Origin of the sequence: Maritimibacter fusiformis, assembly GCF_008086115.1 — a bacterium.
Classification (GTDB): Bacteria; Pseudomonadota; Alphaproteobacteria; order Rhodobacterales; family Rhodobacteraceae; genus Muriiphilus; species Muriiphilus fusiformis.
In genome coordinates this window covers 125613-150320 of record NZ_VSIY01000003.1, presented here as the reverse complement: position 1 = coordinate 150320, position 24708 = coordinate 125613, and the positions used below count along the sequence as shown (strand labels likewise).

The 24708-nt window shown below is 68.3% G+C and carries 18 protein-coding genes; 8 read left to right on the top strand and 10 right to left on the bottom strand.

Translation table 11 applies throughout. The features are described from left to right. Positions 1-3894 carry a baseplate multidomain protein megatron gene (locus FVF75_RS01445; protein ID WP_148375966.1) on the top strand — a complete coding sequence of 1298 codons (3894 nt, stop codon included), beginning with the start codon at positions 1-3 and terminating at the stop codon, positions 3892-3894. Further along, on the top strand, positions 3894-4178 hold the full coding sequence (locus tag FVF75_RS01440; RefSeq protein ID WP_148375965.1) for a DUF7742 family protein: 285 nt from the start codon (positions 3894-3896) through the stop codon (positions 4176-4178). Before FVF75_RS01445 ends, FVF75_RS01440 begins: the two co-directional genes overlap by 1 nt. Before the next feature lie 3 nt (positions 4179-4181). On the opposite strand, the gene FVF75_RS01435 is transcribed toward FVF75_RS01440, so the two are convergent. Continuing rightward, positions 4182-4520: a TraR/DksA family transcriptional regulator gene (locus tag FVF75_RS01435; protein ID WP_148375964.1), complete on the bottom strand. Its 339-nt coding sequence runs from the start codon at positions 4518-4520 to the stop codon at positions 4182-4184. Positions 4521-4608: 88 nt separating this feature from the next. On the opposite strand from FVF75_RS01435, the gene cysE reads away from it, so the two are divergent. Both cysE and FVF75_RS01425 read left to right on the top strand, forming a co-directional pair. Then, complete coding sequence (gene cysE, locus FVF75_RS01430; protein ID WP_148375963.1) at positions 4609-5433, top strand: serine O-acetyltransferase; 825 nt, start codon at positions 4609-4611, stop codon at positions 5431-5433. A gap of 126 nt (positions 5434-5559) precedes the next feature. After that, positions 5560-6141 (top strand): Tll0287-like domain-containing protein, encoded by a 582-nt coding sequence (locus FVF75_RS01425; RefSeq protein WP_148375962.1) that lies wholly within the window; start codon positions 5560-5562, stop codon positions 6139-6141. Between the two features lie 67 nt (positions 6142-6208). On the opposite strand, the gene FVF75_RS01420 is transcribed toward FVF75_RS01425, so the two are convergent. The 4 genes from FVF75_RS01420 to FVF75_RS01405 all read right to left on the bottom strand — a co-directional run bounded on the left by FVF75_RS01420 (position 6209) and on the right by FVF75_RS01405 (position 10384). Beyond that, positions 6209-7525 (bottom strand): pyruvate dehydrogenase complex dihydrolipoamide acetyltransferase, encoded by a 1317-nt coding sequence (locus FVF75_RS01420; RefSeq protein ID WP_148375961.1) that lies wholly within the window; start codon positions 7523-7525, stop codon positions 6209-6211. Between the two features lie 10 nt (positions 7526-7535). Beyond that, positions 7536-8933, bottom strand: a complete 1398-nt coding sequence (locus FVF75_RS01415) for a pyruvate dehydrogenase complex E1 component subunit beta (RefSeq protein WP_148375960.1) — start codon at positions 8931-8933, stop codon at positions 7536-7538. Positions 8934-8952: 19 nt separating this feature from the next. After that, the gene (gene pdhA / locus FVF75_RS01410) at positions 8953-9942 is read right to left on the bottom strand and encodes a pyruvate dehydrogenase (acetyl-transferring) E1 component subunit alpha (RefSeq protein ID WP_148375959.1); all 990 of its coding nucleotides are present in this window, start codon (positions 9940-9942) and stop codon (positions 8953-8955) included. A 139-nt stretch (positions 9943-10081) separates the two neighbouring features. Continuing rightward, positions 10082-10384, bottom strand: coding sequence for an FtsB family cell division protein (locus FVF75_RS01405; RefSeq protein WP_148375958.1), 303 nt, complete (start codon positions 10382-10384; stop codon positions 10082-10084). Positions 10385-10521: 137 nt separating this feature from the next. Here FVF75_RS01405 and FVF75_RS01400 point away from each other — a divergent pair, with 137 nt between their 5' ends. Further along, complete coding sequence (locus tag FVF75_RS01400; RefSeq protein ID WP_148375957.1) at positions 10522-12138, top strand: acyl-CoA dehydrogenase family protein; 1617 nt, start codon at positions 10522-10524, stop codon at positions 12136-12138. A 7-nt stretch (positions 12139-12145) separates the two neighbouring features. Here FVF75_RS01400 and FVF75_RS01395 read toward each other — a convergent pair whose 3' ends face one another. From FVF75_RS01395 to FVF75_RS01375, 5 genes are all read right to left on the bottom strand, one after another. Then, on the bottom strand, positions 12146-13213 hold the full coding sequence (locus FVF75_RS01395) for a Glu/Leu/Phe/Val family dehydrogenase (RefSeq protein ID WP_148375956.1): 1068 nt from the start codon (positions 13211-13213) through the stop codon (positions 12146-12148). A 105-nt stretch (positions 13214-13318) separates the two neighbouring features. After that, a complete protein-coding gene (locus tag FVF75_RS01390) occupies positions 13319-14209 on the bottom strand; it encodes a fructose bisphosphate aldolase (protein ID WP_148375955.1) in 891 nt (296 codons plus the stop codon). Positions 14210-14296: 87 nt separating this feature from the next. Continuing rightward, complete coding sequence (locus tag FVF75_RS01385; RefSeq protein WP_148375954.1) at positions 14297-15052, bottom strand: cytochrome c biogenesis CcdA family protein; 756 nt, start codon at positions 15050-15052, stop codon at positions 14297-14299. 197 nt (positions 15053-15249) lie between these two features. Further along, on the bottom strand, positions 15250-17961 hold the full coding sequence (locus FVF75_RS01380; RefSeq protein ID WP_148375953.1) for an Rne/Rng family ribonuclease: 2712 nt from the start codon (positions 17959-17961) through the stop codon (positions 15250-15252). 495 nt (positions 17962-18456) lie between these two features. Then, positions 18457-20970 (bottom strand): penicillin-binding protein 1A, encoded by a 2514-nt coding sequence (locus tag FVF75_RS01375; protein WP_148375952.1) that lies wholly within the window; start codon positions 20968-20970, stop codon positions 18457-18459. A 177-nt stretch (positions 20971-21147) separates the two neighbouring features. On the opposite strand from FVF75_RS01375, the gene FVF75_RS01370 reads away from it, so the two are divergent. From FVF75_RS01370 to FVF75_RS01360, 3 genes are all read left to right on the top strand, one after another. Further along, the gene (locus FVF75_RS01370) at positions 21148-21750 is read left to right on the top strand and encodes a class I SAM-dependent methyltransferase (protein WP_148375951.1); all 603 of its coding nucleotides are present in this window, start codon (positions 21148-21150) and stop codon (positions 21748-21750) included. A gap of 95 nt (positions 21751-21845) precedes the next feature. Continuing rightward, a complete protein-coding gene (locus tag FVF75_RS01365; RefSeq protein WP_148375950.1) occupies positions 21846-23120 on the top strand; it encodes a hypothetical protein in 1275 nt (424 codons plus the stop codon). Then, positions 23117-24511 carry a cytochrome P450 gene (locus FVF75_RS01360; protein ID WP_246137967.1) on the top strand — a complete coding sequence of 465 codons (1395 nt, stop codon included), beginning with the start codon at positions 23117-23119 and terminating at the stop codon, positions 24509-24511. The genes FVF75_RS01365 and FVF75_RS01360 overlap by 4 nt, the downstream gene beginning before the upstream one ends. The last annotated feature ends 197 nt before the right edge of the window (positions 24512-24708 follow it).

Sequence of the window (24708 nt, the reverse complement as noted above, 5' to 3'; positions counted from 1 at the left end):
ATGGCCACACTGGTTCTCTCGGCATTGGGGGCGGCGGCGGGCGCGTCGCTCGGCGGCGGCCTTCTGGGCCTCAGTTCGGTGGTGATCGGGCGTGCCATCGGCGCGGTCGCAGGGCGCGCGGTGGATCAGATGATCCTGGGCGCGGGCTCGGACCCGGTCGAGCACGGCAAGGTCGACCGCTTTCGCCTGACCGGCGCCTCCGAGGGCGCTGCGGTGACGCGGCTGTTTGGCCGGATGCGGCTGGGCGGGCAGGTGATCTGGGCCTCCGAGGTGCAGGAGCACGTGGCGTCGACCGGCTCGGGCAAGGGCATGCTCAACGGGCCGAAAAACCGCGAGTTCAGCTATTCCGTCAGCCTCGCCGTGGCGCTCTGCGAGGGCGAGATCACCCGCGTCGGGCGGGTCTGGGCGGACGGGCAGGAGATCGCGCCGGGCAGCCTGACGATGCGGGTCTATCCCGGCTCCGAAGACCAGTTGCCCGACCCGCGGATCGAGGCGGTGGAGGGCGCGGGCATGGTGCCGGCCTATCGCGGCATCGCCTATGTTGTGATCGAGGATCTGGACCTTACCGCATATGGTAATCGCGTGCCGGTCCTGAATTTCGAGGTGTTCCGCCCCGAACAGCCCGGCGAGGCCGAGGTGGCGCGCGGCGTTCGGGCGGTGGCGATGGTGCCGGGCACCGGCGAATACGCGCTGGCCACGACCAGCGTGCACTACGGCGCGCGGCTGGGCGAGGCGGTGCCGGTCAATGAAAACACCCCCCTGGGCATGACCGATTTCTCCGCCTCGCTGACCATGCTGGACGAGGAATTGCCGGGCTGCGAGGCCACCGCGCTGGTGGTGTCGTGGTTCGGCTCGGACCTGCGTTGCGGCGCCTGCGAGGTCGCGCCAAAGGTCGAGAAGCACGATCAGGAGGGGCAGGAAATGCCCTGGCGCGCGGGCGGCGTGACGCGGGGGCAGGCGGGGCTGGTGCCGCGCGACCAGGGCCGCCCGGTCTATGGCGGCACGCCCGCCGACGGTTCGGTGATCGAGGCGATCCGGGCGCTGCGGGGTGCCGGCAAGGCAGTGACGTTCTATCCGTTTGTGCTTATGGATCAAGGGGTTGACAATGGTCTTCCCGATCCGTGGACCGGGGCGGACGATCAGCCGGTGCTGCCCTGGCGCGGCCGCATCACGCTGTCGGTGGCGCCGGGGCAGGACGGCTCGCCCGATGGCACGGCGGCGGCGGAGGCCGAGGTCGCGGCGTTCTTCGGCACCGCCCTGGCGGGCGATTTCACGGTCTCGGGCGGCACGGTCAGCTATACCGGGCCGAACGAGTGGTCGTATCGCCGGTTCATCCTGCACTACGCCCATCTCTGTGCGCTGGCGGGCGGTGTCGACGCCTTCCTGATCGGCTCGGAAATGCGTGGATTGACGCAGATTCGCGGGGCCGGCGGCAGCTTTCCGGCGGTCGCCGCGATGCGGCAGTTGGCGGCGGATGTGCGCGGCATCCTGGGGGCGGGGGTCAAGCTGTCCTATGCCGCCGACTGGACCGAGTATTTCGGCTATCACCCGCAGGATGGGTCGGGGGATGTGTATTTCCACCTCGATCCGCTCTGGGCGGATGCGAACATCGACTTCATCGGCATCGACAACTACATGCCGCTTGCCGATTGGCTTGCAGAAAACGAACATCTGGATGGTCAGAATGCCGAAATATGGCATGAAAATTATCTGAAATCGAACATCCTGGGTGGCGAGGGTTATGACTGGTTCTACCACGCCCCCGAGGCCCGCGCGGCCCAGATCCGCACCCTGATCACCGATGGCGCGCATGGCGAGCCCTGGGTTTTCCGCTTCAAGGACATCCCGAACTGGTGGCAGAACGCGCATCACGAGCGCATCGGCGGGGTGCGCCAGGCCAGCCCGACCGACTGGGTGCCGGGGTCCAAGCCGGTCTGGTTCACCGAACTGGGCTGCGCCGCCGTCGACAAGGGGCCGAACCAGCCCAACCGGTTTCTGGATGCGAAAAGCGACGAGAGCGGGCTGCCGCGCCATTCCGACGGGCGCCGCGACGACTTCATACAAATGCAATACTTGCGTGCGATGCTGGGATTCTGGGCGGATTCGGCCAACAACCCGACCGATGAGACCAGCGGCGTCACCATGCTGGACATGTCGCGCGCGCATGTCTGGGCCTGGGATGCGCGGCCGTTTCCGTGGTTTCCGGGCGACCGGGACCTGTGGGCGGACGGGGAAAACTACGCCCGCGGGCACTGGCTGAACGGGCGCACCGGCAACCGTTCGCTGGCCTCGGTGGTGCGCGAGATCTGCGCGCGTGCGGGTGTCGACGCGGTCGACGTGTCGGGCCTGGCGGGGCTGGTGCGCGGCTATGCGCTGGACCAGACCGCCAGCGCGCGTTCGGCGCTGCAACCCCTGATGCTGGCTTACGGCATCGAGGCGGTGGAGCGCGGCGGCGTGCTGCGGTTTTTCTCGCGCTCGGGCCGCACCGACCGGGTGATCGCGGGCGAAGCCCTTGCGATCACGACCGAGATCGGCGGCGCGCTGGAACTGGTGCGCGCGCCGGAGGCCGAAATCGCCGGCCGGGTGCGGCTGAGCTTCACTGAGGCCGACGGCGGCTATGAAACCCGCGCCGCCGAGGCGGTGTTCGCGGGTGACGACAGCGACGCGGTGGCGGCCTCGGACCTGCCGCTGGTGCTGACCCAGGGCGAGGGCCGGGCGATCTGCGAGCGCTGGCTGGCCGAGGCGCGGGTGGCGCGCGACGCTGCGCGGTTCGCGCTGCCGCCGTCGGGCCTGGGCACCGGGGCGGGGGACGTGGTGCGGCTCGATACCCCCGGCGGGGCGGCGTCGTTCCGCATCGACCATGTCGAGGAGGCCGGGGTGCAGATCGCCCGCGCCGTTCGGGTCGAGCCGGGGCTTTACGTCCCGTCTGACACGCTCGACCTGGGCGTGCGCCCGCGCCGGCACGTGCCGCCGGTGCCGGTGCTGCCGCTGTTCCTTGACCTGCCGCTGATCGGCGGCGACGAGGTGCCGCATGCGCCGCACCTGGCGGTGACGGCCAGGCCCTGGCCGGGGTCGGTCGCGGTCTACGGCGCGGCGGCGGATCACGGCTATGCGCTCGACCGGGTGGTGACGGCGCCCGCGGTGGTGGGCGAGACCGAGACGCCGCTGGCACGCGCACGTGCCGGGGTGATCGACCGCGGCCCGGCGCTGCGGGTGCGGCTGACCTCGGGCACGCTGTCCTCGGCGCCGCTGGCGGCGGTGATGAACGGCGCCAATTTGGCGGCGATCGGCGATGGCAGCAGCGACAACTGGGAGCTGTTCCAGTTCACCGGGGCCGATCTGGTGGCGCCCGACACCTGGGAAATCACCGGGCGGCTGCGCGGCCAGGCAGGCAGCGACGCGCTGATGCCCGAGGTCTGGCCGGCGGGCTCGGTGGTGGTGATGATCGACGCGCAGGTCGGCCAGATCGACCTGCCCAGTTCCGCGCGCGGGCTGGAGCGGCATTTCCGCATCGGCCCGGCGCTGCGGCCCATCGACGACGCCACCTATCGTCACGAGGTGCGCGCCTTTGACGGCATCGGCCTGCGCCCGCTGGCGCCGGTGCATCTGCGCGCGACAGAGGCGGGCGGCAACCTGGCGCTGAGCTGGGTGCGGCGCACGCGGATCGACGGCGACACCTGGCAGGCGGTCGAGGTGCCGCTGGGCGAGGAGACCGAAAGCTACCTGGTGCGCGTGGCCGCGGGCGGCGCGACCCTGCGCGAGGTCGGCGTGACGGCGCCCGGCTGGACCTATACTGCCGCGATGCGCGCCGCCGACGGGCCGGCCGAGGCCATCGGCGTGGCGCAGGTGTCGGCGCGATTCGGGCCGGGACCGTTTCGCTGGCTGGGCCTGTGATGCGGCGCGTGATGCACGGCGACGTGGTGGCGGCGGGCTGCGCGCTGCTGGCGGTGCCCGAGGCGGGCCGGGCGCGGCTGTTGTCGCGGATGCTGGCCGAGGCCGAGGCCGCCGACCGGCACCGGCGCGCGACCGGGCGGGCGCATCCGGTCTGGGGGACCGGCAGCCTGATGTCGGCGGCGCTGGCGCGGGATCGGGTGGCCGAGCCGTTCCTGGACGATCGCGCCTATGCCGAATGCCTGGCGCTGGTGTTCGAGGTGCTGGCGCGGCGGGCGCGGGGCTGAGGCTCAGCCGTTGGCGCAGGTGATGCAGGTGGGGACGGTGGCATCGAGGGCGAGGCGTTTCGGCGCGATGTCCTCGCCGCATTCGGTGCAATAGCCGAACTCGCCCGCCTCGATCCGGGCAAGGGCCGCCGCGATGCGGCTGCGCCGGGCGCCGCGCCGCGCCTGGGTGGCGCGGGCCATCGCCTGACCCTGCAGCGCGTCCATGCGGCTGAGCCGCCCGACCGATTGCTGATCGAGCGTCACGGTCTTTTGCCCCTCGGCGCCAAGCGCGTCCTCGGCGGTCAGCCTGGCCAGCTCGTCCTCGAGCGCGCTGCGGTATCGGGCGATGTCGGCGTCGGTCATGGCGCGATCCCCGCTCACGGCTTTGTCGCTTTGAAGTCCGAGCATATCTGTCGTATATGGTTTGGGCAAATCAAGGGAGGCCGCGCCGATGGCCGAGACACGCCGCGAGACCCAGACACGTCCGATCCCCCTCGACCCGGTCTGGGACCGGATCACCCGCGAAGCCCGCGAAACGGTGGCCGACGAGCCGGTGATGGGCGGGCTGGTGCATGCCTGCGTGCTGCACCATGCCAGCGTCGAGAAGGCGCTGAGCTACCGGATTTCCGCCAAGCTGAGTTCCAACGAGATGTCGATGCTGGTGCTGCGCGAGGTCGCGGACGAGGCCTATCAGGCGGCGCCCGAGCTTGCAGAGGCGGCGCGCGCCGACCTGGTGGCGGTGCTGGAACGCGACCCGGCGACCTACCGGCTGTTGCAGCCGATCCTGTATTACAAGGGCTTTCAGGCGATGCAGGCCTACCGCGTGGCGCATTGGCTGTGGCGGCAGGGCCGGCGTGACCTGGCCTATTTCCTGCAGATGCGCTGTTCGGAGGTGTATGGCGTCGACATTCACCCGGCGGCCCGGATCGGCAAGGGGATCATGATCGACCATGCCCATTCCATCGTCATCGGCGAGACCGCGGTGGTCGGCGACAATGTCTCGATGCTGCATTCGGTGACGCTGGGCGGCACCGGCAAGGAAGAAGAGGACCGCCACCCCAAGATCGGCGACGAGGTTCTGATCGGGGCCGGGGCCAGCGTTCTGGGCAATATCTCCGTGGGCTGCTGTTCGCGGATCGCGGCGGGTTCGGTGGTGCTGGAGGATGTGCCGCCGGCGGTGACGGTGGCCGGGGTTCCGGCCAAGGTGGTGGGGGCCGCGGGCTGCGAGCATCCTTCGGTCACGATGAACCAGCTTTTAACCAAGCCCGAAGGCTGAGGCCGCGCGACGTCGGCGGCGGACCGGCGGAGGACTGCCGGGCTGTCACGTGACTCTCGCCAGATGCGTAGACTTATGCGAATGTGTTTGTGCGCGCGGATGTCGGAAGCTCACGGGAGAGAACGGATGAGACGATTTGCGATGGTAGTGGCGCTGGGATGCGCCGGGCTTGCCGCGCCTGCGCTGGCGGCGGATGATGAGATGACGGCGCTGGTCGACGAGGCCAAGGGGCTGATGGGCAGTTTCGGCGGCACGCTCAAGGACGAGTTGATGGCGGCGGTCAAGGCCGGTGGGCCGGTCAACGCGATCGGCGTGTGCAACGAGGTGGCGCCGGAGATCGCGGCCTCGGTGTCGGAGGGGTCGGGCTGGAATGTCGGGCGTTCGAGCCACCGGCTGCGCAACCCCGACAACGCGCCGGACGCATTCACCGCCGCGGCGATTGCCGAGTTTCTCGAGCGCGAGGCGGCGGGCGAGAAACCCGACGACCTGGCCAAGGCGGCGATTGTCGAGGAGGATGGCAAGCGGGTCTTTCACATCGTCAAGGCGATCCCCACGGGCGATCTCTGCGTCAACTGCCACGGCGGCGACGAGGTGACGGCCGAGGTCGAGGCCAAGCTCGCCCAGCTTTACCCCGACGACGAGGCGCGCGGCTTCTCGGTCGGGCAGATGCGCGGCGTGTTCACGCTGTCGAAGGTGCTCGACGACTAAGATATTGGCTGGAAACGAAAAAGGCCCGGTCGCGTGACCGGGCCTTTGCTGTTTGCGGGTCGCCGGATCAGGCCAGAAGCGCCATCGGGTTTTCCAGCCCGTCCTTGATCGCGGCCAGAAGCTCGGCCCCGAGCGCGCCGTCGATCACCCGGTGGTCGACCGACAGCGTGACGCTCATCACCGTGGCGATGCCAAGTTCGCCATCGTCCTTGACCACCGGCTTTTTCGCGCCGACACCGACCGCGAGGATCGCGCCGTGCGGCGGGTTGATCACGGCGTCGAAGTTGTCGATGCCGAACATGCCGAGGTTGGAGACCGCGAAGGTGCCGCCCTGGTATTCATGCGGCGCGAGCTTGCGGTCGCGGGCGCGCGCGGCGAGGTCTTTCATCTCGGCCGAGAGGGTGGACAGCGACTTGGTGTCGGCGTCCTTGAGAACCGGGGTGAACAGCCCGCCCTCGACGGCCACGGCCACCGCCACGTCGGACGGTTTCAACTGCAACACCCGGTCGCCGGCCCAGACGGCATTGGCGGCGGGCACCTGTTGCAGCGCGTTGGCGCAGGCCTTGATGATGAAATCGTTGACCGACAGCTTGATGCCGCGCCCCTCGAGCTGCTTGTTCAACTGCGCGCGGAAGGCCATCAGCGCGTCGAGATGGATGTCGCGGCGCAGGTAGAAATGCGGGATCGTCTGCTTGGCTTCGGTCAGGCGCACCGCGATGGTCCGGCGCATCCCGTCGAGCTTGATTTCCTCGAATTCGCGGTCCGCATACATCTTGAGCACGGTTTCGGTCGAGAAACCGGCGGGCGCTGTCGCGACGGCGGCGGGGGCCGCGGCGGGGGTGTCGGCCTTGGCCGGTGCGACCGAGGGCTTCGCGTCCTCGACATCGGCCTTGACGATGCGGCCTTTCGGACCCGAACCCTTGATCTGGGCGAGGTCCAGCCCCTTGTCCCTGGCGATCCGGCGGGCAAGCGGCGAGGCGAAGATGCGGCTGCCGTCGCTGGCTTCCGGCGCGGCCGGGGCCTTGCTGGCAGCGGGCTTGTCGGCGGGCTTGTCGTCTTTGGCCTCGGATTTCGCCTCGGCCCTGGGGGCGTCGGATTTGGCCGGGGCCTTGGCGGTGTCGCCGATGTCGTCGGCGCTTTCGCCCTCTTCCAGAAGCACCGCGATCGGGGTGTTGACCTTGACCCCCTCGGTGCCCTCTTCGACCAGGATCTTGCCCATCGTGCCTTCGTCGACGGCTTCGAATTCCATCGTCGCCTTGTCGGTCTCGATCTCGGCGATCAGGTCACCGGCGGAGACGGTGTCGCCCTCCTTGACCAGCCATTTGGCCAGCGTGCCCTCTTCCATCGTGGGCGAGAGCGCGGGCATCAGGATTTTTGTCGGCATCTCTGGCTCCTCAGCGGTAGGTCACGGTGTGCACGGCGTCGATGACCTCCTGGGTCGTCACCAGTGCCAGCTTTTCGAGGTTGGCGGCATAGGGCATCGGCACGTCCTTGCCGGTCAGGTTGATGACCGGCGCGTCGAGATAGTCGAACGCCTGCTGCATCAGCACCGACGAGATGTGGTTGCCGATCGAGCACACCGGCCAGCCCTCTTCGACGGTGACGCAGCGGTTGGTCTTCTTGACGCTCTCGATCACGGTTTCCGTGTCCATCGGGCGCAGGGTGCGCAGGTCGACGACCTCGGCGGAAATCCCGTCCTCGGCCAGCTTCTCGGCGGCCTCGAGCGCGTATTTCATGCCGATGCCGAAGCTCACGATGGTCACGTCGTCGCCTTCGCGCCAGATCCGGGCCTTGCCGAAGGGGATCGTGTAGTCGTCAAGGTCGGGCACCTCGAAGGTCTGGCCATAGAGCAGTTCGTTTTCCAAAAACACCACCGGCGTGTCGCCGCGGATCGCGGTCTTGAGCAGGCCCTTGGCGTCGGCGGCGGAGTAGGGCATCGCGACGTGCAGGCCGGGGATCTGCGCATACCATGCCGCATAATCCTGGCTGTGCTGGGCGGCGACGCGGGCGGCGGCACCGTTGGCCCCGCGAAACACCACCGGCACCGACATCTGGCCGCCCGACATGTAGCGGGTCTTGGCGGCAGTGTTGATGATGTGGTCGATCGCCTGCATGGCGAAGTTGAAGGTCATGAACTCGACGATGGGGCGCAGCCCGCCCATCGCGGCGCCGGTGGCCAGCCCGGTAAAGCCGTGCTCGGTGATCGGCGTGTCGATCACGCGCCTGGGGCCGAACTCGTCGAGCAAGCCCTGGCTGACCTTGTAGGCGCCCTGGTATTCGGCGACTTCCTCGCCCATCAGGAACACGGTGTCGTCGGCGCGCATTTCCTCGGCCATCGCGTCGCGCAGGGCTTCGCGCAAGGTGGTGGACTTCATCGCGGTGCCTTCGGGGATCTCGGGGTCGGACACCTTTTTCGGCGCGGGCATCTCGGCGCCGGGGTTGGCGGCGACGGGTTCGTCCACGGGGCCGGTCTCGGCCTCGGCTTCGGCCTTGTCGGCCTTGCCCTTGTCGTCCTTCGCGGAGGTGTCGCCGATATCATCGGCGCTTTCGCCCTCTTCCAGCAGCATCGCGATGGGGGTGTTGACCTTGACCCCTTCGGTGCCCTCTTCGACCAGGATCTTGCCCATCGTGCCCTCGTCGACGGCTTCGAATTCCATCGTTGCCTTGTCGGTCTCGATCTCGGCGATCACGTCACCGGCGGCGACGGTGTCCCCCTCTTTCACGTTCCATTTCGCCAGCGTGCCCTCTTCCATCGTCGGGCTGAGCGCGGGCATGAGAATTTCGATTGCCATGTCTGTGTCTTCCCTCGGATCAGGCGTAAATGTCGGTCCAGAGCTCGTCCAGCGACGGCTCCGGGCTTTCGCGGGCGAAATCGGCGGCGGCGTTCACCACGCCCTTGATTTCCTTGTCGATCTCCTTGAGCTCATCCTCGCTGGCATGCTTGCCCTGGAGCAGAAGCTCGCGGACGTTCTCGATCGGGTCGCGGGTGTCGCGCACCTTCTGCACCTCTTCGCGGGTGCGGTATTTCGCCGGGTCCGACATCGAGTGGCCACGGTAGCGGTAGGTTTTCATCTCGAGGATATACGGCCCCTTGCCGTCGCGGCAATGCGCCACCGCCTTTTCGCCGGCGGCCTTGACCGCCTGCACGTCCATGCCGTCGACCGCCTCGCCGGGGATGCCGAAGGCTTCGCCGCGGGTGTAGAGGTCGGGCGTCGAGGTCGAGCGTTTCGACGAGGTGCCCATCGCATACTGGTTGTTCTCGATCACGAAGACCATCGGCAGTTTCCACAGCGCGGCCATGTTGAAGGTCTCGTAGACCTGGCCCTGGTTGGCCGCGCCGTCACCGAAATAGGTGAAGGTGACGCGGTCGTTCTCGCGATACTTGTCGGAAAACGCGAGCCCGGCGCCGATCGGCACCTGGGCGCCGACGATGCCGTGGCCGCCGTAAAAATGCTTTTCCGTCGAGAACATGTGCATCGAGCCGCCCTTGCCCTTGGAATAGCCGCCCTCGCGCCCGGTCAACTCGGCCATGACGCCCTTGGGGTCCATGCCGGAGGCCAGCATGTGGCCGTGATCGCGGTAGGATGTGATGCGTTTGTCGCCCTCTTCAGCGGCGGCCTCGAGCCCGACGACAACCGCCTCCTGGCCGATGTAGAGGTGGCAGAAGCCGCCGATCAGACCCATGCCGTAAAGCTGGCCGGCCTTTTCCTCGAATCGCCGGATCAGCAGCATCTCGCGGTAATAGGCGAGCAGGTCTTCTTTTGATGTGTTTGATTTGGCTTGTTTTTTGGCGGCTGCCATAGGGCGTCCTCCCAACCTGTCCGAATAATGGTTTAATGTTAAACTACCATATACAATAATCTCGGCTTTCGCGCGAGGGGGGAATTTCGTGCAAGGCGAAGGGGTTGCGGGCCGCGCGGACGGGTCAGAGGCGGCGGCGCTAGCGCAGCACGACCTCGTCGGGGCGCACCAGGCCAAGGACCGAACGGGCCTGTTCATCCAACAGGTCGAGGTCGAGAAAATCGTCGGACAGCCGCCGCGTCTTGTTGGCGAGCACGGCGATCTCGGCCTCGAGGCGGGCGCGTTCGGCGCGCAGGTCGTCGGCCTCGGCCTCGATTCGCACGCGGTTGAACAGGCCGAAATCGCCCTGCACGCTGGCAAAGGTGAAATAGAGGCCGAGCAACACCAGGAAGGCGAAATAGGCCATGCCTGCAAAGCCGGATTGTCTGCGTGTGCGTGCCATGCTGCCTCGTGTCCGGCGCCTCTGACGGGCGCTCCGGGGCACTATCTCACAGCCGGGCGGCTTTGGGAATCCCCCGTTTGACAGAGGCGGCGGGCTGGGGGCTAATACCGGGGCAGTTTCAGGGCAAGGAGGCCGCCATGACCCAGATACCGCCGCAATCCGACCTGCCCGGCCACGAGGTCGAGAACCAGCCGGGGCCGCCGCCGGCGCTGGACCTGTTCGCCAGCGACCTGCCGCTGCGCGATGCGTTGGCGCGGGCCGGGGCGCGGATGGATCACGCCGCCACGGCGGGCGCGCGGCTGGGGACCGAGGAAATGCGCGAGGCCGGATGGGCGGCGCGGCATCATCTGCCGGAGCTTCGCCTGTTCGACCGGGGCGGGCGGCGGCTGGACGAGGTGGCGTTTCACCCGGCCTATCACGCGCTGATGGCCGAGGGGGCGGCGCTGGGCTATGCCTCTGCCGCCTGGGACGGGCAGCCGGGCGGGCATGCGACGCACGCGGCCCTCGTCTACATGATTAGCCAGATCGAGCCGGGGGTGTGCTGCCCCCTGACCATGACCTATGCGGCGGTGCCCGCGCTGGCGGCCGACCCAGGCCTGGCGGCGCTGTGGCGGCCAAAGCTGACGGCGGGGGTCTATGACGCGCAGGTCCTGCCGGTAGGTGAGAAGGCGGGCGCGACGCTGGGCATGGCGATGACGGAAAAGCAGGGCGGATCGGACGTGCGCGCCAACACCACGCGGGCAGTGCGCGAAGGTGACGACTACCGGCTGACCGGGCACAAGTGGTTCTGCTCGGCCCCGATGTCGGACGGGTTCCTGACGCTGGCGCAGACGGATGCGGGCCTGACATGTTTCCTGGTGCCGCGTTGGCTGGAAGGGGAGCGCAACGCGATCCATATCCAGCGGCTCAAGGACAAGCTGGGCAACCGGGCCAATGCGTCCTCGGAGATCGAGTATCACGGCGCACTGGCGCATCGGCTGGGCGACGAGGGCGCGGGGGTGCGCACGATCATCGAGATGGTGCATCACACGCGGCTCGATACCGCCGTGGCGCCTGCCGGGCTGATGCGGGCGGGGCTGGCGGAGGTGAAGCACTGGGTCGAGGGGCGACGCACGTTCCAGCGGCGGTTGATCGACCAGCCCCTGATGCAGGCGGTGCTGGCCGACCTGGTGCTGGACTGGGAGGGCGCGCTGGCGCTGGCGATGCGCGCGGCCGAGGCGTTCGACGGGACCGGCGAGGCCGACCGGGCGTTCGCGCGCATCTCGGTGGCGCTGGCGAAATTCGTTAACAACAAGCGCTGCCCGGTGGTGCTGGTCGAGGCGATGGAGTGCCTGGGCGGCATGGGTTACGTCGAGGACACGCCGATGCCGATGTTGTATCGCGAGGCGCCGCTGAATGGCATCTGGGAAGGGTCGGGGAACGTGATCTGCCTCGATATCCTTCGCACGCTGGCGAAAGAGCCGCTGGCGGGCGAGGCGCTGGCGGCGGAACTGGCGGCGGCGACCGGGGCGGATCGGCGCTATGACGCGGCACTGGCGGCGCATCGCGAACGCTGGCCGGGGCTGCCGGAGGAGGGCGAGGCGCGGTGGTTCGCCGAGAGCCTGGCGGGGCTGCTGGCCGCCTCGATCCTGATCCGGGCGGGCGTGGCGGCGGTGGCCGATGGCTATGTCGCAACCCGGATCGAGGGCGCGCGCGGGCATGTGCCCGGCGCGGTCTCGGGGCTGGACAACCGGGCGCTGGTGGGCCGGATCTGAGGCTTGCCTACTTCGCGGCGATCGCGTCCGCCGGGGGCGCGGCGAGTTTTTCCTCGACCAGACGATCCGCGATGACCTCGGGGCCGACGCCCTCGGCGCGGGCGCGGGTGAAGGCGCGGTCGAGGAATTCGGTGATCGCGGCAAGGCGGGTTTCGGTGAAGGGGGCGCGGTCGCGGATGCGCAAAACCTCGGTGGCGGCGTTGATGATGCCGCCGGCGTTGACCACGTAGTCGGGGGCATAGAGGATGCCGCGCGCCATCAGCCGTGAGCCGTCCTCGGGGGTGGCCAACTGGTTGTTGGCCGAGCCGCAGATGGCGCGGACCTTCAGCGTCGGGATGCTGGCCGCATCGAGGATGCCGCCGATGGCGCAGGGGGCGAAGAGGTCGGCCCCGGCGGCGATGATCGCATCCGGCGCGATGGCGGTGGCGCCGAGCGCGGCCACGGCCTCGTCGACGCGGGCCTGATCCATGTCGGTGACCAGAAGCGTGGCGCCTGCTTCGGCGAACATTCCGGCCAGCGCGCGCCCGACATTCCCAAGACCCTGGAGCGCGATGCGTTTGCCGACGAGGTCATCCGACCCGGTGGCATGGGCCAGCGTGGTGCGCGCCGCCTCGAACACGCCGCGCGCGGTGACCGGCGAGGGGTCGCCGCTGGCGTATTCGCCCGAGGCCAGCCCGGCGACATAGCCGGTGGAGCGGGCGACGATTTCGAGGTCGGCGGGGGTCATGCCCATGTCCTCGGCGGTCCAGTAGCGGCCCTCCAGCGCCTCGATGGCCTGTCCGAAGGCGGTCAGGCGGGCGGGGGTCTTGTCGCGGGCGGGATCGCCGATGATCACCGCCTTGCCGCCGCCCAGCGGCAGGTCGGCGGCGGCGTTCTTGTAGGTCATGCCGCGCGCCAGCCGCAGCACGTCGTCCAGCGCCGCCTGTTCGGTCTGGTAGGGGCGCATCCTGAGCCCGCCGACGGCGGGGCCGAAGCGGGTGGAATGGATGGCGATGACGCCGGTCAGCCCGGCGTCGGCGTCGCTGACGCGCAGCACGCGCTCGTATCCGTCGATTGCGAGATCCTGAAGTTCCATGGCGGTGCTCCTCCGTAGTCCTGACCCGGATATGGGGGCGCAGCGCGCGCCCTCACAGGCGGCTCAAGCAAATGTGTGGGGGCGGCGGCCCCGTATCACGCCGGTTCAGGTGATCGAGGCCTGGTAGATCGAGTCGATCGAGGCCGCGATGGCGGCGTTGAACTCGGCGTCGGACTGATCCGCGGACAGCCCCTCGGTCAGGGCGCGCGAGAAGCTGGCGATGACGCCGTTGTTCTCGGCCAGCCGCGCGTTGGCCTCGTCGCGCGAATAGCCGCCCGAAAGCGCCACGATGCGGATGATGCGCGGGTGGCCCACCAGCGTGCCGTAGAGGTTGGCGGTGTCGGGCAGGGTCAGTTTCAGCATGACCTCCTGGCCCTCGTCGAGGCTGTCGAGGTGTCTGGTCAGTTCCTCGAGCAGGATGTTCTCGGCCTCGGCCTTGTCGGCGATGGTGATCGTCACCTCGGGCTCGATGATCGGCACCAGCCCCTTGGCGAGGATCTGGCGGGCGACGGCGAATTGCTGCTCGACGATGGCCGCGATGCCCTCGCGGTTGGCCGCAGAAATGACCGAGCGCATCTTGGTGCCGAAGATGCCGGCGGCGACGGCGCGGTCGAGCAGTGCGTCCAACTCGGGCATCGGCTTCATGAGCTGCACGCCGTCATGCTCGCCCTCAAGCCCCTTGTCGACCTTGAGGAAGGGCACCACGCGGCGATCCTGCCACAAAAATTGCGCCGCCGGTTTGCCGCCGATGTCGCGGTCCATCGTCATCTCGAACAGGATCGCGCCGACCACCTTGTCGCCGGTGAAGGCCGGGGCCTGGGCGATGCGCGCGCGCATGGCGTGGATCAGGTCGAACATCTCGGCCTCGGAGGCATAGGCGTCCTCGTCGATGCCATAGAGCTTCAGCGCCTTGGGGGTCGAGCCGCCGGACTGGTCCAGCGCGGCGATGAAGCCCTTGCCGGTTTTCATCTGGGTGAGTTGGTCGGTGTTCGGCATGGTGGCCCCCTGTGAACGATCTGAGCTTGCCGCTTTCTAGGTCGGGGCGCGCGGGGGTGCAATCGTGGTTGCGCTATCGCGGCCAGCCTACCCCAGGGCGGCCAGACCCGGGAAGGTTTCGAGCAGCCAGTAGGAAAAGTCCGAAAAGCCGCCGGTCAGCATCAGCAGGCCGATGGTCCAGAGCAGCAGGCCCATGATCCGCTCGATCCGCACCATGTGGCGTTTCATCCAGCCCATGAGGCCCTGCATGCGCGGGAAGAACGCCGCGACCAGCAGGAACGGGATGCCGAGGCCCGCGGCATAGACGGCCAGCAGGAAGGTGCCGCGCGCCACGTTCGCCTCGGAGGCCGCAAGCGACAGGATCGCGCCCAGTTGCGGGCCGATGCAGGGGGTCCAGCCGAAGGCGAAGGCCAGGCCGAGGATATAGGCGCCGAACGCGGTGCCGCCCTGGTCGCCCGCATCCAGCCGCGCGTCGCGGTTGAGGAAGGGAATCGTGAAGATGCCGAGGAAATGCGCGCCGAACACCATTACCACGATGCCCGCGGCGGTGTTGAATATGGTCTGGTTTTGCAAAAAGAACGCGCCGAAGGCCGAGGCCGCGAAGCCCAGGAACAGAAACACGGTGGACAGGCCCATCACGAAGAACAGCGCCGTCATGAACGCCTTGCGGCTGGCGCGTCCGCCGGCGGTGGAGAGGTCGGAGACGCTGACGCCGCTCATGTAGGCGAGGTAAGGCGGCACGATCGGGAGCACGCAGGGGCTGAGAAACGACAACAGCCCCGCCACCAGCGCGATGGTCAGCGCGGGCAAAAGGCTTGCGTCGATGAGGTCGATCCCGAACATGTCCTGGCCTCCTGTCATGCGCCGCGCCGGGTGGGTTTCGGTGCCGGCGGGGGCATCATGCCGACCCGCTTTAGCCCGGGGCGCGCGCGGCGTCACCTGTCATCTCGTCACATCCCCGAGATGGGGCGCCATGCGGCGCGGGGGACAACGAAAAGCCGGGCCACTCGGGCCCGGCCTGGTTTCTCGTGTTGGCTGGCCTAGCTGCCCAGCGACCACCAGCCCTTGCGTTTGGGCTTGGGGGCCTCGTCGTCGCCGTTGGCCGCGACCGGCTCGGGGGCCGGTTTCGGGGTCTCGCCCGGGGCCGGGGCGGGCGCGGGGGCCTTTTCGGCGGTCTCGGCCAGGTCTTTCGCCGGTTCCGGCGCGTCGGCCTCGTCCTTTTTCGCCTTCGACTTGGAGGTGCTGGCCTTGGGCTTGGCCGTGGCCGCCTTGGAGGTGCTGGCACGCTTGCGCGGGGCCGGTTTGGGCTTGTCGGCCTCGGCTTCGGCGGGCGCTTCGGCTTCCGCCTCGGCGGGGGCCTCGGCCTCGACCGGGGTGTCGGCCTTGGCCTCTGCCGGTTCCGCCTTGGGCTTGGCGCGCGAGGAGCGGCTGCGGGTCACCTTCTTCTTGGGCTTGTCCTCGGCCTTCTCTTCGGCCTCGGCGGCAGCCTCAACAGGCTGGGCCGCCTCGGCGGTCTCTGCCGCGACCGGCTCGGGCTGCGTCGCCTCGGGCTGATCGGCGGTCACCGGCTGTTCGGTTTCGCCGTTGCCGCTGTCCGACCCGTTGTCGCCATTGCCGTTGTCCGACCCGTTCTCGCCGTTGCCGTTCGAGGACTTCTTGCGCGGACGCCGGCGGCGGCGGCGCTTTTTCTTGGGCTGTTCCTCGCCGTCGTCGGAGGTTGTCGGGGCCGCCTGGGTCTCGGCGGTGTCCTGGACCTCCTGCGCCTCGTCGGTCTCGTCCTCGTCGATGTCGTCCATCAGCGCGGCACTGGCCGAGATCACCGGCGTGGCCTCGGGCACGGCGCGGGTGGCGGTCTTGAACTTCTCGATCGAGAAATCGGGCGAGATCAGGAACGGGTCGGCCTCGAGCCGGACCGCCATGCCATAGCGCGCCTCGATCTGGGCGATGTGCTCGCGCTTGTGGTTGATCAGGTAGTTGACGATGCCCACCGGCGCCTTGAGCAGCACCTCGCGCGACCGCTTGCGGGTGCCTTCTTCCTCAAGCTGGCGCAGGATCGACAGGGCCAGGTTGTCGTCGGAGCGGATCAGGCCGGTGCCGTGGCAATGCGGGCAGGGCTGGGTGGTGGCCTCGATCATGCCGGGGCGCAGGCGCTGGCGCGACATTTCCAAGAGGCCGAAGCCCGAGATGCGGCCCACCTGGATGCGGGCGCGGTCGGTTTTCAGCTTGTCTTTCAGCTTTTTCTCGACCGCCGCGTTGTTGCGCCGCTCTTCCATGTCGATGAAGTCGATCACGATCAGCCCGGCGAGGTCGCGCAGGCGGACCTGGCGGGCGACCTCTTCGGCGGCCTCGAGGTTGGTCTTGAGCGCGGTGTCCTCGATCGAGCCTTCCTTGGTGGCCCGGCCCGAGTTCACGTCGATCGCCACCAGCGCCTCGGTCACGTCGATCACGATGTAGCCGCCGGAGCTGAGCTGCACGGTCGGGTTGAACATGCTCGACAGGTAGCTTTCCACCTGGAAACGGGCAAACAGCGGCAGGGTCTCGGCGTAGTGCCGGACGTTCTTGGCGTGGGACGGCATGATCATCTTCATGAAGTCCTTGGCCATGCGGTAGCCCGCTTCGCCCTCGACCAGAACCTCGTCGATGTCGCGGTTGTAGAGGTCGCGGATCGAGCGTTTGATCAGGTTGCCTTCTTCGTAGATCTTGGCCGGCGCGATGGATTTCAGCGTCAGCGCGCGGATCTCTTCCCACATGCGTTGCAGGTATTCGTAGTCGCGCTTGATCTCGGCCTTGGTGCGCTTGGCGCCCGCGGTGCGCACGATCAGCCCGGCGCCCTTGGGCACCTCGATGCTGCCGGCGATTTCCTTGAGCTTCTTGCGGTCGGCGGCGTTGGTGATCTTGCGCGAGATGCCGCCGCCACGGGCGGTGTTGGGCATCAGCACACAGTAGCGCCCGGCCAGCGACAAGTAGGTGGTCAGCGCCGCACCCTTGTTGCCGCGCTCTTCCTTGACGACCTGGACCAGCAGGATCTGGCGGACCTTGATGACCTCCTGGATCTTGTATTTCCTGGCGCGCGGCTTGCGCGGCTGGCGGATTTCCTCGGTCACGTCCTCGTCGGCGACGGATTCGATCGCGTTGTCGTCGTGATCGCCATTGTTGTCGTCATCGTCGTGGTCGTCGTCGCCATTGTCGTCGTCGTGGCTGTCGTCGGCCCCGTTGCCGCCCGGTTCCTCGACCGGCGTATCCTCGACCAGCGCCATCGGCGACAGGCCCTCGACCGGATCGTCGCCGGCCTCGTCGTCGCCGTCAAACTCGATCACGTCCATCGCTTCGGGCGTGTTGGCCTCGGCGGTGGCGACGGCGTCGTCGCTTCTGGCCTTCGCGGCACTCGACTTGCTGCGCGAGCGGCTGCGCGAACGCGACGGCTTGGCCTCGCGCTCGTCCTCCTCGCGGGCCATCGCCTCGGCATAGGCGCGCTCTTCCTCGAGCAGCGCCTCGCGGTCGGCCACGGGAATCTGGTAGTAGTCGGGGTGGACCTCCGAAAAGGCCAGAAAGCCGTGCCGGTTGCCGCCGTAGTCGACAAAGGCGGCCTGCAACGAGGGTTCGACCCGCGTGACTTTCGCCAGGTAGATGTTGCCAGCTAGCTGGCGCTTGTTTTCCGATTCAAAGTCGAATTCCTCGACCTTGTTTCCGTCCACCACCACGACGCGGGTTTCCTCCGCGTGGGTGGCGTCGATGAGCATTTTCTTAGCCATTGTGTTCCGATGCACCCCGGAGCGGGCGCGGGCCGGTCAAGGCGGGCGCGGGATCGGGGGTGACTTGTATGGGCGAGCTTCGGCGCGGGCACACCTGCCACAGCACCGGGCGGCGATGCCCCCCGGTCTGGATCAACGGTCTGTCCTGCGCGCCTCATCGCGTTTCGTCTCCGGCACCCTGTCATAGCGTGACGGGGGCCTGTTCAGGGCCGCGCCGCCCCCTCGGGGTTGGCGGGCAAATGTCTGGCCATGTGGCCGGTCCGGCCTTGCGGCCGCCTCTCGGTCTGTCCGGTCTCCGGCGTTTGGCGCCATGGCGAGACGGGGCAGCGAAACTTTCGGGCGAGGACGCAGCGCGCGTCTTTTCGCCGTCGGATGAACATAGTGTCGGCGCGCCGGCAAATACAATGGGCAAAATCGCGCGCCGGGTGAATTGCCCGGCGCGGGCCGGGGATTCCCGTGTGATTTCAAGGGCCGTGGCGGGCGCTGACGCGGGCGTCAATAGAGCCCGCCGGCGGCCACCGAGCCGGTGTCGGCGCGGTCGGGAATCACCGTCAGGTCGCCGGTGGCGGTGGTGCTTTCGCGGGTTTCGGGGTCGATCTCGCCGGGCAGGAACAGCGGCAGGTTCGATCCCATCGCGAAGCCGCCGTCGAAGGCCACGCCGAACACCGGCTCTTCGCCGTCGCGGAAATACTCGGCCACGACATAATCGCCGGTGGCGTCGTCGGGCAGGCGGGCGCCGGAATAGCGGTCGATCTTGATGAAATGCCCGCCCGGCGGCACCCGGAAGCGGCCGCCGCCGTATTTCTCGACCGCCTCGGTCATGAAGCGCTGGAACACCGGCGCACAGGTGCCGCCGCCGGAGCCGCCGATCAGGGTTTGCGGCCGGTCGAAGCCGATGTAGCAGCCCGCGACCACGTTCGAGGTGAAGCCGACGAACCAGACATCCTTGGAATCGTTGGTGGTGCCGGTCTTGCCCGCGGTGGGCACCGGCAGGTTGATCGCCCCCGCCGCGGTGCCGCGCTGCACCACGCCCTGCAGCATCGAGGTGAGCTGATAGGCGGTGATCGCGTTCATCACCCGTTCGCGGTTCGAGATGATCGTGGGGCCTTCGCCGGGCGGGATGCGCAGCAGGTCGCATTCCTCGCAGATGCGCTGGTCGTGGCGGTAGATGGTGCGCCCCATGCGGTCCTGCACCCGGTCGACCAGCGTGGGTTCCACCCGCTCGCCGCCGTTGGCGAACATCGCGTAGGCCGCGACCATCTTGAACAGCGTGGTCTCGGACGAGCCGAGCGCGTTGGCCAGGAACGGGTCGAGGTGGTCGTAGACGCCGAAACGCTCGGCGTAGGAGGCGACCACCTCCATGCCCACTTCCTGTGCCACGCGCACCGTCATCAGGTTGCGCGACTGCTCGATCCCGGTGCGCAGCGGCGAGGGGCCGTAGAACTTGTTGGACGCGTTCTTGGGCCGCCAGATGCCGCCGCCGGTCTCGATCTCGATCGGGGCGTCGATGATGATCGAGGCGGGGGTGAAGCCCGAGTCGAGTGCCGCGGCATAGACGAAGGGCTTGAAGGACGACCCCGGCTGGCGGGTGGCCTGCGTCGCCCGGTTGAACACCGAATGCTGATAGGAAAACCCGCCCTGCATCGCGATCACCCGGCCGGTGTTCACGTCCATCGCCATGAAGGCGCCTTCGACCTCGGGCACCTGGCGCAGGGTCCAGCGGATGAAATCGCCGCTGCCATCTTCGCCCTTGGTCATCCGGCGCACATGCACCACGTCGCCGCGGGTGAAGTTGTCGGTGAACGACCCCGTCATCCAGCCGATGTCGTCGCGCGGCACGTCCCAGGGATTGGGTTCGGGCTGGCCTTCGATCTTGAGCGTCAGGGCCTGGTCGCCGACCTGGTCGACCACGGCCACGAACCATTGCCCGTCCAGCGTGATGTCGCGCGCCACCGACACCTCGGCAAGCGCCGCCTCCCAGGTGCCGTCGTCCAGCGTGGCCGGGTCGATGGTCTTGCCGGTGCCGCGCCACTGGCGGCGGTCGCGGTCATAGGCTTCGAGCGACTTTTGCAGCGCGTGGGCGGCGACGATCTGCAGGTCCGGGTCGACCGTGGCGCGGATCGTGAGGCCGCCGCCGAAGAACTCGTCCTCGCCGAAGTTGCGGCTGAGCTGGCGCCTGATTTCGTCGGTGAAGTAGTCGCGCGGCGGCAGGGTGGCGCGGAACGACGGGTAGTCGCCGTTCTGAACCGAGCGCAGCGGCAGGGCGACTTCGGCGCGATAGGTGGCCTCGTCGATGAAGCCGTTCTCGAGCATCTCCTTGAGCACGAAATCGCGGCGCTGGGTCAGACGCTCCTTCGAGGTCACCGGGTGGTATTTCGACGGCGCCTGCGGCATCGCGGCCAGCATCGCGGCCTCGTGCGGAGCCAGTTGGTCGAGCGTCTTGTTGAAATAGGTCTGGGCCGCGGCGGTGACGCCAAAGCTGTTCTGGCCCAGGAAGATCTCGTTGAGATAGAGCGCGAGGATCTCGTCCTTGGACAGGGTCTGCTCCAGCCGGGTGGCGAGGATCAGTTCCTTGATCTTGCGCTCGAACGAGCGGTCCGAGGACAGAAGGAAGTTCTTCATCACCTGCTGGGTGATGGTCGAGGCGCCGCGCAGCCGTGCGCCCTGGGCCGCCTGCAGGGCGGCGGCCACCATGCCGCGCAGGTCATAGCCGCGGTGCTGGTAGAAATTCTTGTCCTCGGCCGAGATGAAGGCCCATTTCACCAAATCGGGGATCTGCTCGGGCGGGGTGTAGAGCCGGCGCTCGGTGGCGAATTCGTCCATCAGGGCGCCTTCGCCGGAATAGATCCGGCTGATCATCGCGGGCTGGTAGGTGGCCAGTTGCTCATGCGACGGCAAGTCCCTGGAATACATCCAGAAAATCGCGCCCAGCGTGATCGCCCCCATGAGCACCGCCAGGGTCAGCCAGGAAAAGATCGAGCCGATGAAGCCCAGTATGAATCGGAACACGCGCGCCCCCGTAGGTCCGGTTAGGCGCCTCCTATATGCGAGCGCGCGCGCCGGGTCAAAACACGATCGGCGGCGTTTTGCCTTTTGCCGGGGCCGTGGTGCCGGTTTTCCGCCCAGAGGGCGCGGGGCGGCGTTTTGGCTCTCGACGCGGGCGCGCCGATTGCCTAGCCCGGTGGCATGACGCCAGATGACATCCTCCCGACCTATGAACGAGTCGCCAAGGGCTTTGCCCGGTCGCGCGACCGCACGCTCTATGAACGCCGCTGGCTGGACCGGGCGCTGGGCTATGCGCCCGGGCGCCGGGTGCTCGACCTGGGCTGCGGGCCGGGTCTGCCGATTGCCTCGTATCTCCAGGACCGCCGGGCCGAGATCACCGGCGTGGACGGGGCGCAGGCGATGGTGGCGCTGTTTCGCCAGAACCTGCCGCATGCGCGGGTCCTGCACCGCGACATGCGCGGGCTGGACCTGGGCGAGGAGTTCGACCTGATCCTGGCCTGGAACAGCCTGTTTCACCTGTCGGCAGACGACCAACGCGCCATGTTCCCGGTCTTTGCCGCCCATGCGCGCCCGCGCAGCGTGCTGGTGATGACCACCGGCCCCGAGGCCGGCGAGGCGATCGGGCAGGTCGAGGGGCAACAGCTCTATCACGCTTCGCTGTCGCCGGCGGATTACCAGGCGCTCCTGGAGGGGCAGGGCTTCGAAGTGCTGGCCTTTACCCCCGAAGACCCCGATTGCAACGGCCACTCAGTCTGGATGGCGCGCTATCTCGGGGTGACCTGAGGGGCGTGTGCGGTGAGGGGCCTTGGCCTCCGTGCCTTACCTTCGCCCGAATTCCGCGCTAGCGTTGCGGGCAAAACAACCGTTCGGGCGGGAAGATGAGCAGTCCTGCAAAACAGGAAGTCAGGCGGCGCCGGGTGTTCTACATCCCCGGCTACGACCCGATTCATCCACGCCGTTACCGCGAGCTCTACCGCAAGGAATCGGCGGCCCAGGCGAAGATCTCGGGCTATGAGGTCGATCTTGTCGGGCGGCAGGGCTCGGCCACCTACGGCTGGCAGGTGACGGGCCGGATCGACGGGGCGGAGACGCGGGCCGAGTTCGATGTGCTGGTGTGGTCGGATATCGTGCGCAGTTCGATGGAGCGCAATATCCTGCAAACCTACATCCTGATGGCGCGCACCGCCTGGACCTATATCGCCACCGGCGCCTTCGGGCGGCTGATCCGGCTGCGCAAGGGGCCGGTGATCGCGGCGCTTTATCCAATCGGGATGCTCACGGTGCAGGCGCTGGTGGCGATTGCGGCGGGGCTGGCGACCGGGGCGGTGTTCCTGGCGCTGATGGGCTGGCTGGCGCACACCGTCTCGGATGGCGGCACGCTTCTGCCGGGCCAGAAGGTCATCGCGGCGATGCTGGGGGCGGTGGTGTTCACGCTGGTGCTGGGGTGGTTCCGGCGCATCGACAACCGGCTGTTCGCCTATTACCTGATGCACGATTATGCCTATTCGGCGGCCTCGCGCGGGGCCGATCCGCCGGCGCTTCAGGCGCGGATGGGCGAGTTCGCGAACCAGATCGCCGCCGCGCTGGAAACCGATGTCGACGAGGTGCTGGTGGTCGGGCATTCCTCGGGCGCGCATCTGGGCGTGTCGATCCTGGCCGACCTGGTGCGCGAGGGACGGGTGCCCAGGGACGGGCCGAAGCTGGGGTTTCTCACGCTGGGGCAGGTGGTGCCGATGGTCAGTTTCCTGCCCAAGGCGCACCGGCTGCGCCGCGACCTGCACGAACTGAGCCAGGGCGACATTCCCTGGGTCGACGTGACCGCGCCGGGCGACGGCTGCGCCTTTGCGCTGTGCGATCCGGTGGCGGTGTCGGGTGTGGCGCCCGAAACCGGCAAGCGCTGGCCGCTGGTGATCTCGGCGGCGTTTACCAAGACGCTCAGCCCGGAGCGCTGGAAGGAACTGCGCTGGCGGTTTTTCCGGCTGCATTTCCAGTATCTCTGCGCCTTCGACCGGCCCGGCGACTACGACTATTTCAAGATCACCGCCGGGCCGCTGACGCTGGGCACGCGCTTTGCCACGCGCAAACCCTCGCGCTCGCGCAAGGAAGAGGCGGTGTCGAAACATACCGCGATGGCCCCGGGAGCCGCCCTGTGAGCGGGGCCTGCCCGCATCTGCCGCCGAAACCGCCCGCCCGGCCCGCGCGGGTGTCGCTGCGCCGTTATATCAAGCTCTTTCGCGCCGATATCCTGTCGGCCCAGCCCGCCCGGCTCTATCGCGCCTGGATGGCCGAGTTCCGCACGCCGTTCTTCACCAGCTACCTGTGCAACGACCCGGAGTTGGTCAAAACCGTGCTCAAGGACCGGCCCGACGATTTCCCCAAGTCCGACCGGGTGCGCGAGGGGCTGGCGCCGCTTCTGGGCAATTCGGTGTTCGTTACCAACGGCGAGACCTGGAAGCGCCAGCGCCGCATCATCGACCCGGCGTTCGAGGGCGGGCGGCTGCGCGATACCTTTCCGGCGATGTGGGCGGCGGGGCAATCGGCGGTGGCGCGGCTGGCCGCGCGTGCCGACGGCCAGCCGGTCGAGATCGAGGCCGAGACCAGCCATGCCGCCGCCGACGTGATCTTTCGCACGCTGTTTTCGATCCCGATCGAGAACGAGGTGGCGGCGGGGGTGTTTCGTGAATTCAAGGCGCACCAGCATGCCCAGCCGGTGCTGAACCTGTGGGCGCTGATCCCGCTGCCGAAATGGCTGCCGCGCCTGCACCGGGGCGAGATCAAGCGCACGGCGCGCGAGATCCGCGCGCTGATCACCCGGCTGACCGCCGAGCGCATGGCCGAGATCGAGGCAGGCACCGCGCCCGACGACCTTGCCACCAAGATCATGACCACCGCCGACCCCGTGACGGGGGCGACCTTCGACACCGCCGAGATGGTCGACCAGGTGGCGATCTTTTTCCTTGCGGGCCACGAAACCTCGGCCTCGGCGCTGGCCTGGGCGCTGTATCTGGCGGCGATGTTTCCCGACTGGCAGGAGCGGGTGGCCGACGAAGCCCTGCGCGAGATCGACCCGGAGCGGGCCGAGTTCGCCGTGGTCAAGCGGCTGGCCAATGCCCGCGACGTGTTCCGCGAGACCCTGCGGCTTTACCCGCCCGTGCCGATGATGGTGCGCGAGACGACATGTCCCGAGCAGTTCCGGGGCCGCGCCGTGGCGAAAGGCGCGCAGGTGGTGCTCAGCCCCTGGCACCAGCACCGGCACGAGCGGCTGTGGGAGCGGCCGGACGAGTTCGACCCCGGCCGTTTCGCCACCGAGAACGGCAAGGCCGGGTTGCGCAATGCCTACATGCCGTTCTCGGCGGGGCCGCGCGTCTGCACCGGGGCGGGGTTCGCGATGGTCGAGGGGCCGCTCTTGCTGGCGATGATCCTGCGCGCCTACCGGGTCGAGCTGGTCGAGGGCCGCCCGGCGATGCCGGTGGCGCATCTGACGGTGCGCGCCAAGGACGGCATCTGGCTGCGGATCAGGCCGCGGGCGGGGGGCGGGGATTGAAACGGGCGAGGGGCGGCGCGCCCCGGGGCGACGGCCGCCGCCGGGGCAAATGCGCCGGCGGGACGGTCGGGCCTTCATCCATCTTTTTCAAAGTGGGGGCTTGCAATCGGGCCGGGCCACCCCATCTGTGTTGAGCAAAGCATCTTCCTACGACCTTCTGTTTCCTAACGGCCTCAGACGATCCTACGTGGACACTG

What these genes read in the sequence shown, in the direction of transcription:
- FVF75_RS01395 (WP_148375956.1), bottom strand. Translation starts at nt 13,213, where the DNA reads ATGGAACTTCAGGATCTCGCAATCGACGGATACGAGCGCGTGCTGCGC.
- cysE (WP_148375963.1), top strand. Translation starts at nt 4,609, where the DNA reads ATGGCCGAGACACGCCGCGAGACCCAGACACGTCCGATCCCCCTCGAC.
- FVF75_RS01445 (WP_148375966.1), top strand. Translation starts at nt 1, where the DNA reads ATGGCCACACTGGTTCTCTCGGCATTGGGGGCGGCGGCGGGCGCGTCG.
- FVF75_RS01380 (WP_148375953.1), bottom strand. Translation starts at nt 17,961, where the DNA reads ATGGCTAAGAAAATGCTCATCGACGCCACCCACGCGGAGGAAACCCGC.
- FVF75_RS01440 (WP_148375965.1), top strand. Translation starts at nt 3,894, where the DNA reads ATGCGGCGCGTGATGCACGGCGACGTGGTGGCGGCGGGCTGCGCGCTG.
- FVF75_RS01365 (WP_148375950.1), top strand. Translation starts at nt 21,846, where the DNA reads ATGAGCAGTCCTGCAAAACAGGAAGTCAGGCGGCGCCGGGTGTTCTAC.
- FVF75_RS01435 (WP_148375964.1), bottom strand. Translation starts at nt 4,520, where the DNA reads ATGACCGACGCCGACATCGCCCGATACCGCAGCGCGCTCGAGGACGAG.
- pdhA (WP_148375959.1), bottom strand. Translation starts at nt 9,942, where the DNA reads ATGGCAGCCGCCAAAAAACAAGCCAAATCAAACACATCAAAAGAAGAC.
- FVF75_RS01390 (WP_148375955.1), bottom strand. Translation starts at nt 14,209, where the DNA reads ATGCCGAACACCGACCAACTCACCCAGATGAAAACCGGCAAGGGCTTC.
- FVF75_RS01420 (WP_148375961.1), bottom strand. Translation starts at nt 7,525, where the DNA reads ATGCCGACAAAAATCCTGATGCCCGCGCTCTCGCCCACGATGGAAGAG.
- FVF75_RS01425 (WP_148375962.1), top strand. Translation starts at nt 5,560, where the DNA reads ATGAGACGATTTGCGATGGTAGTGGCGCTGGGATGCGCCGGGCTTGCC.
- FVF75_RS01405 (WP_148375958.1), bottom strand. Translation starts at nt 10,384, where the DNA reads ATGGCACGCACACGCAGACAATCCGGCTTTGCAGGCATGGCCTATTTC.
- FVF75_RS01415 (WP_148375960.1), bottom strand. Translation starts at nt 8,933, where the DNA reads ATGGCAATCGAAATTCTCATGCCCGCGCTCAGCCCGACGATGGAAGAG.
- FVF75_RS01400 (WP_148375957.1), top strand. Translation starts at nt 10,522, where the DNA reads ATGACCCAGATACCGCCGCAATCCGACCTGCCCGGCCACGAGGTCGAG.
- FVF75_RS01385 (WP_148375954.1), bottom strand. Translation starts at nt 15,052, where the DNA reads ATGTTCGGGATCGACCTCATCGACGCAAGCCTTTTGCCCGCGCTGACC.
- FVF75_RS01370 (WP_148375951.1), top strand. Translation starts at nt 21,148, where the DNA reads ATGACGCCAGATGACATCCTCCCGACCTATGAACGAGTCGCCAAGGGC.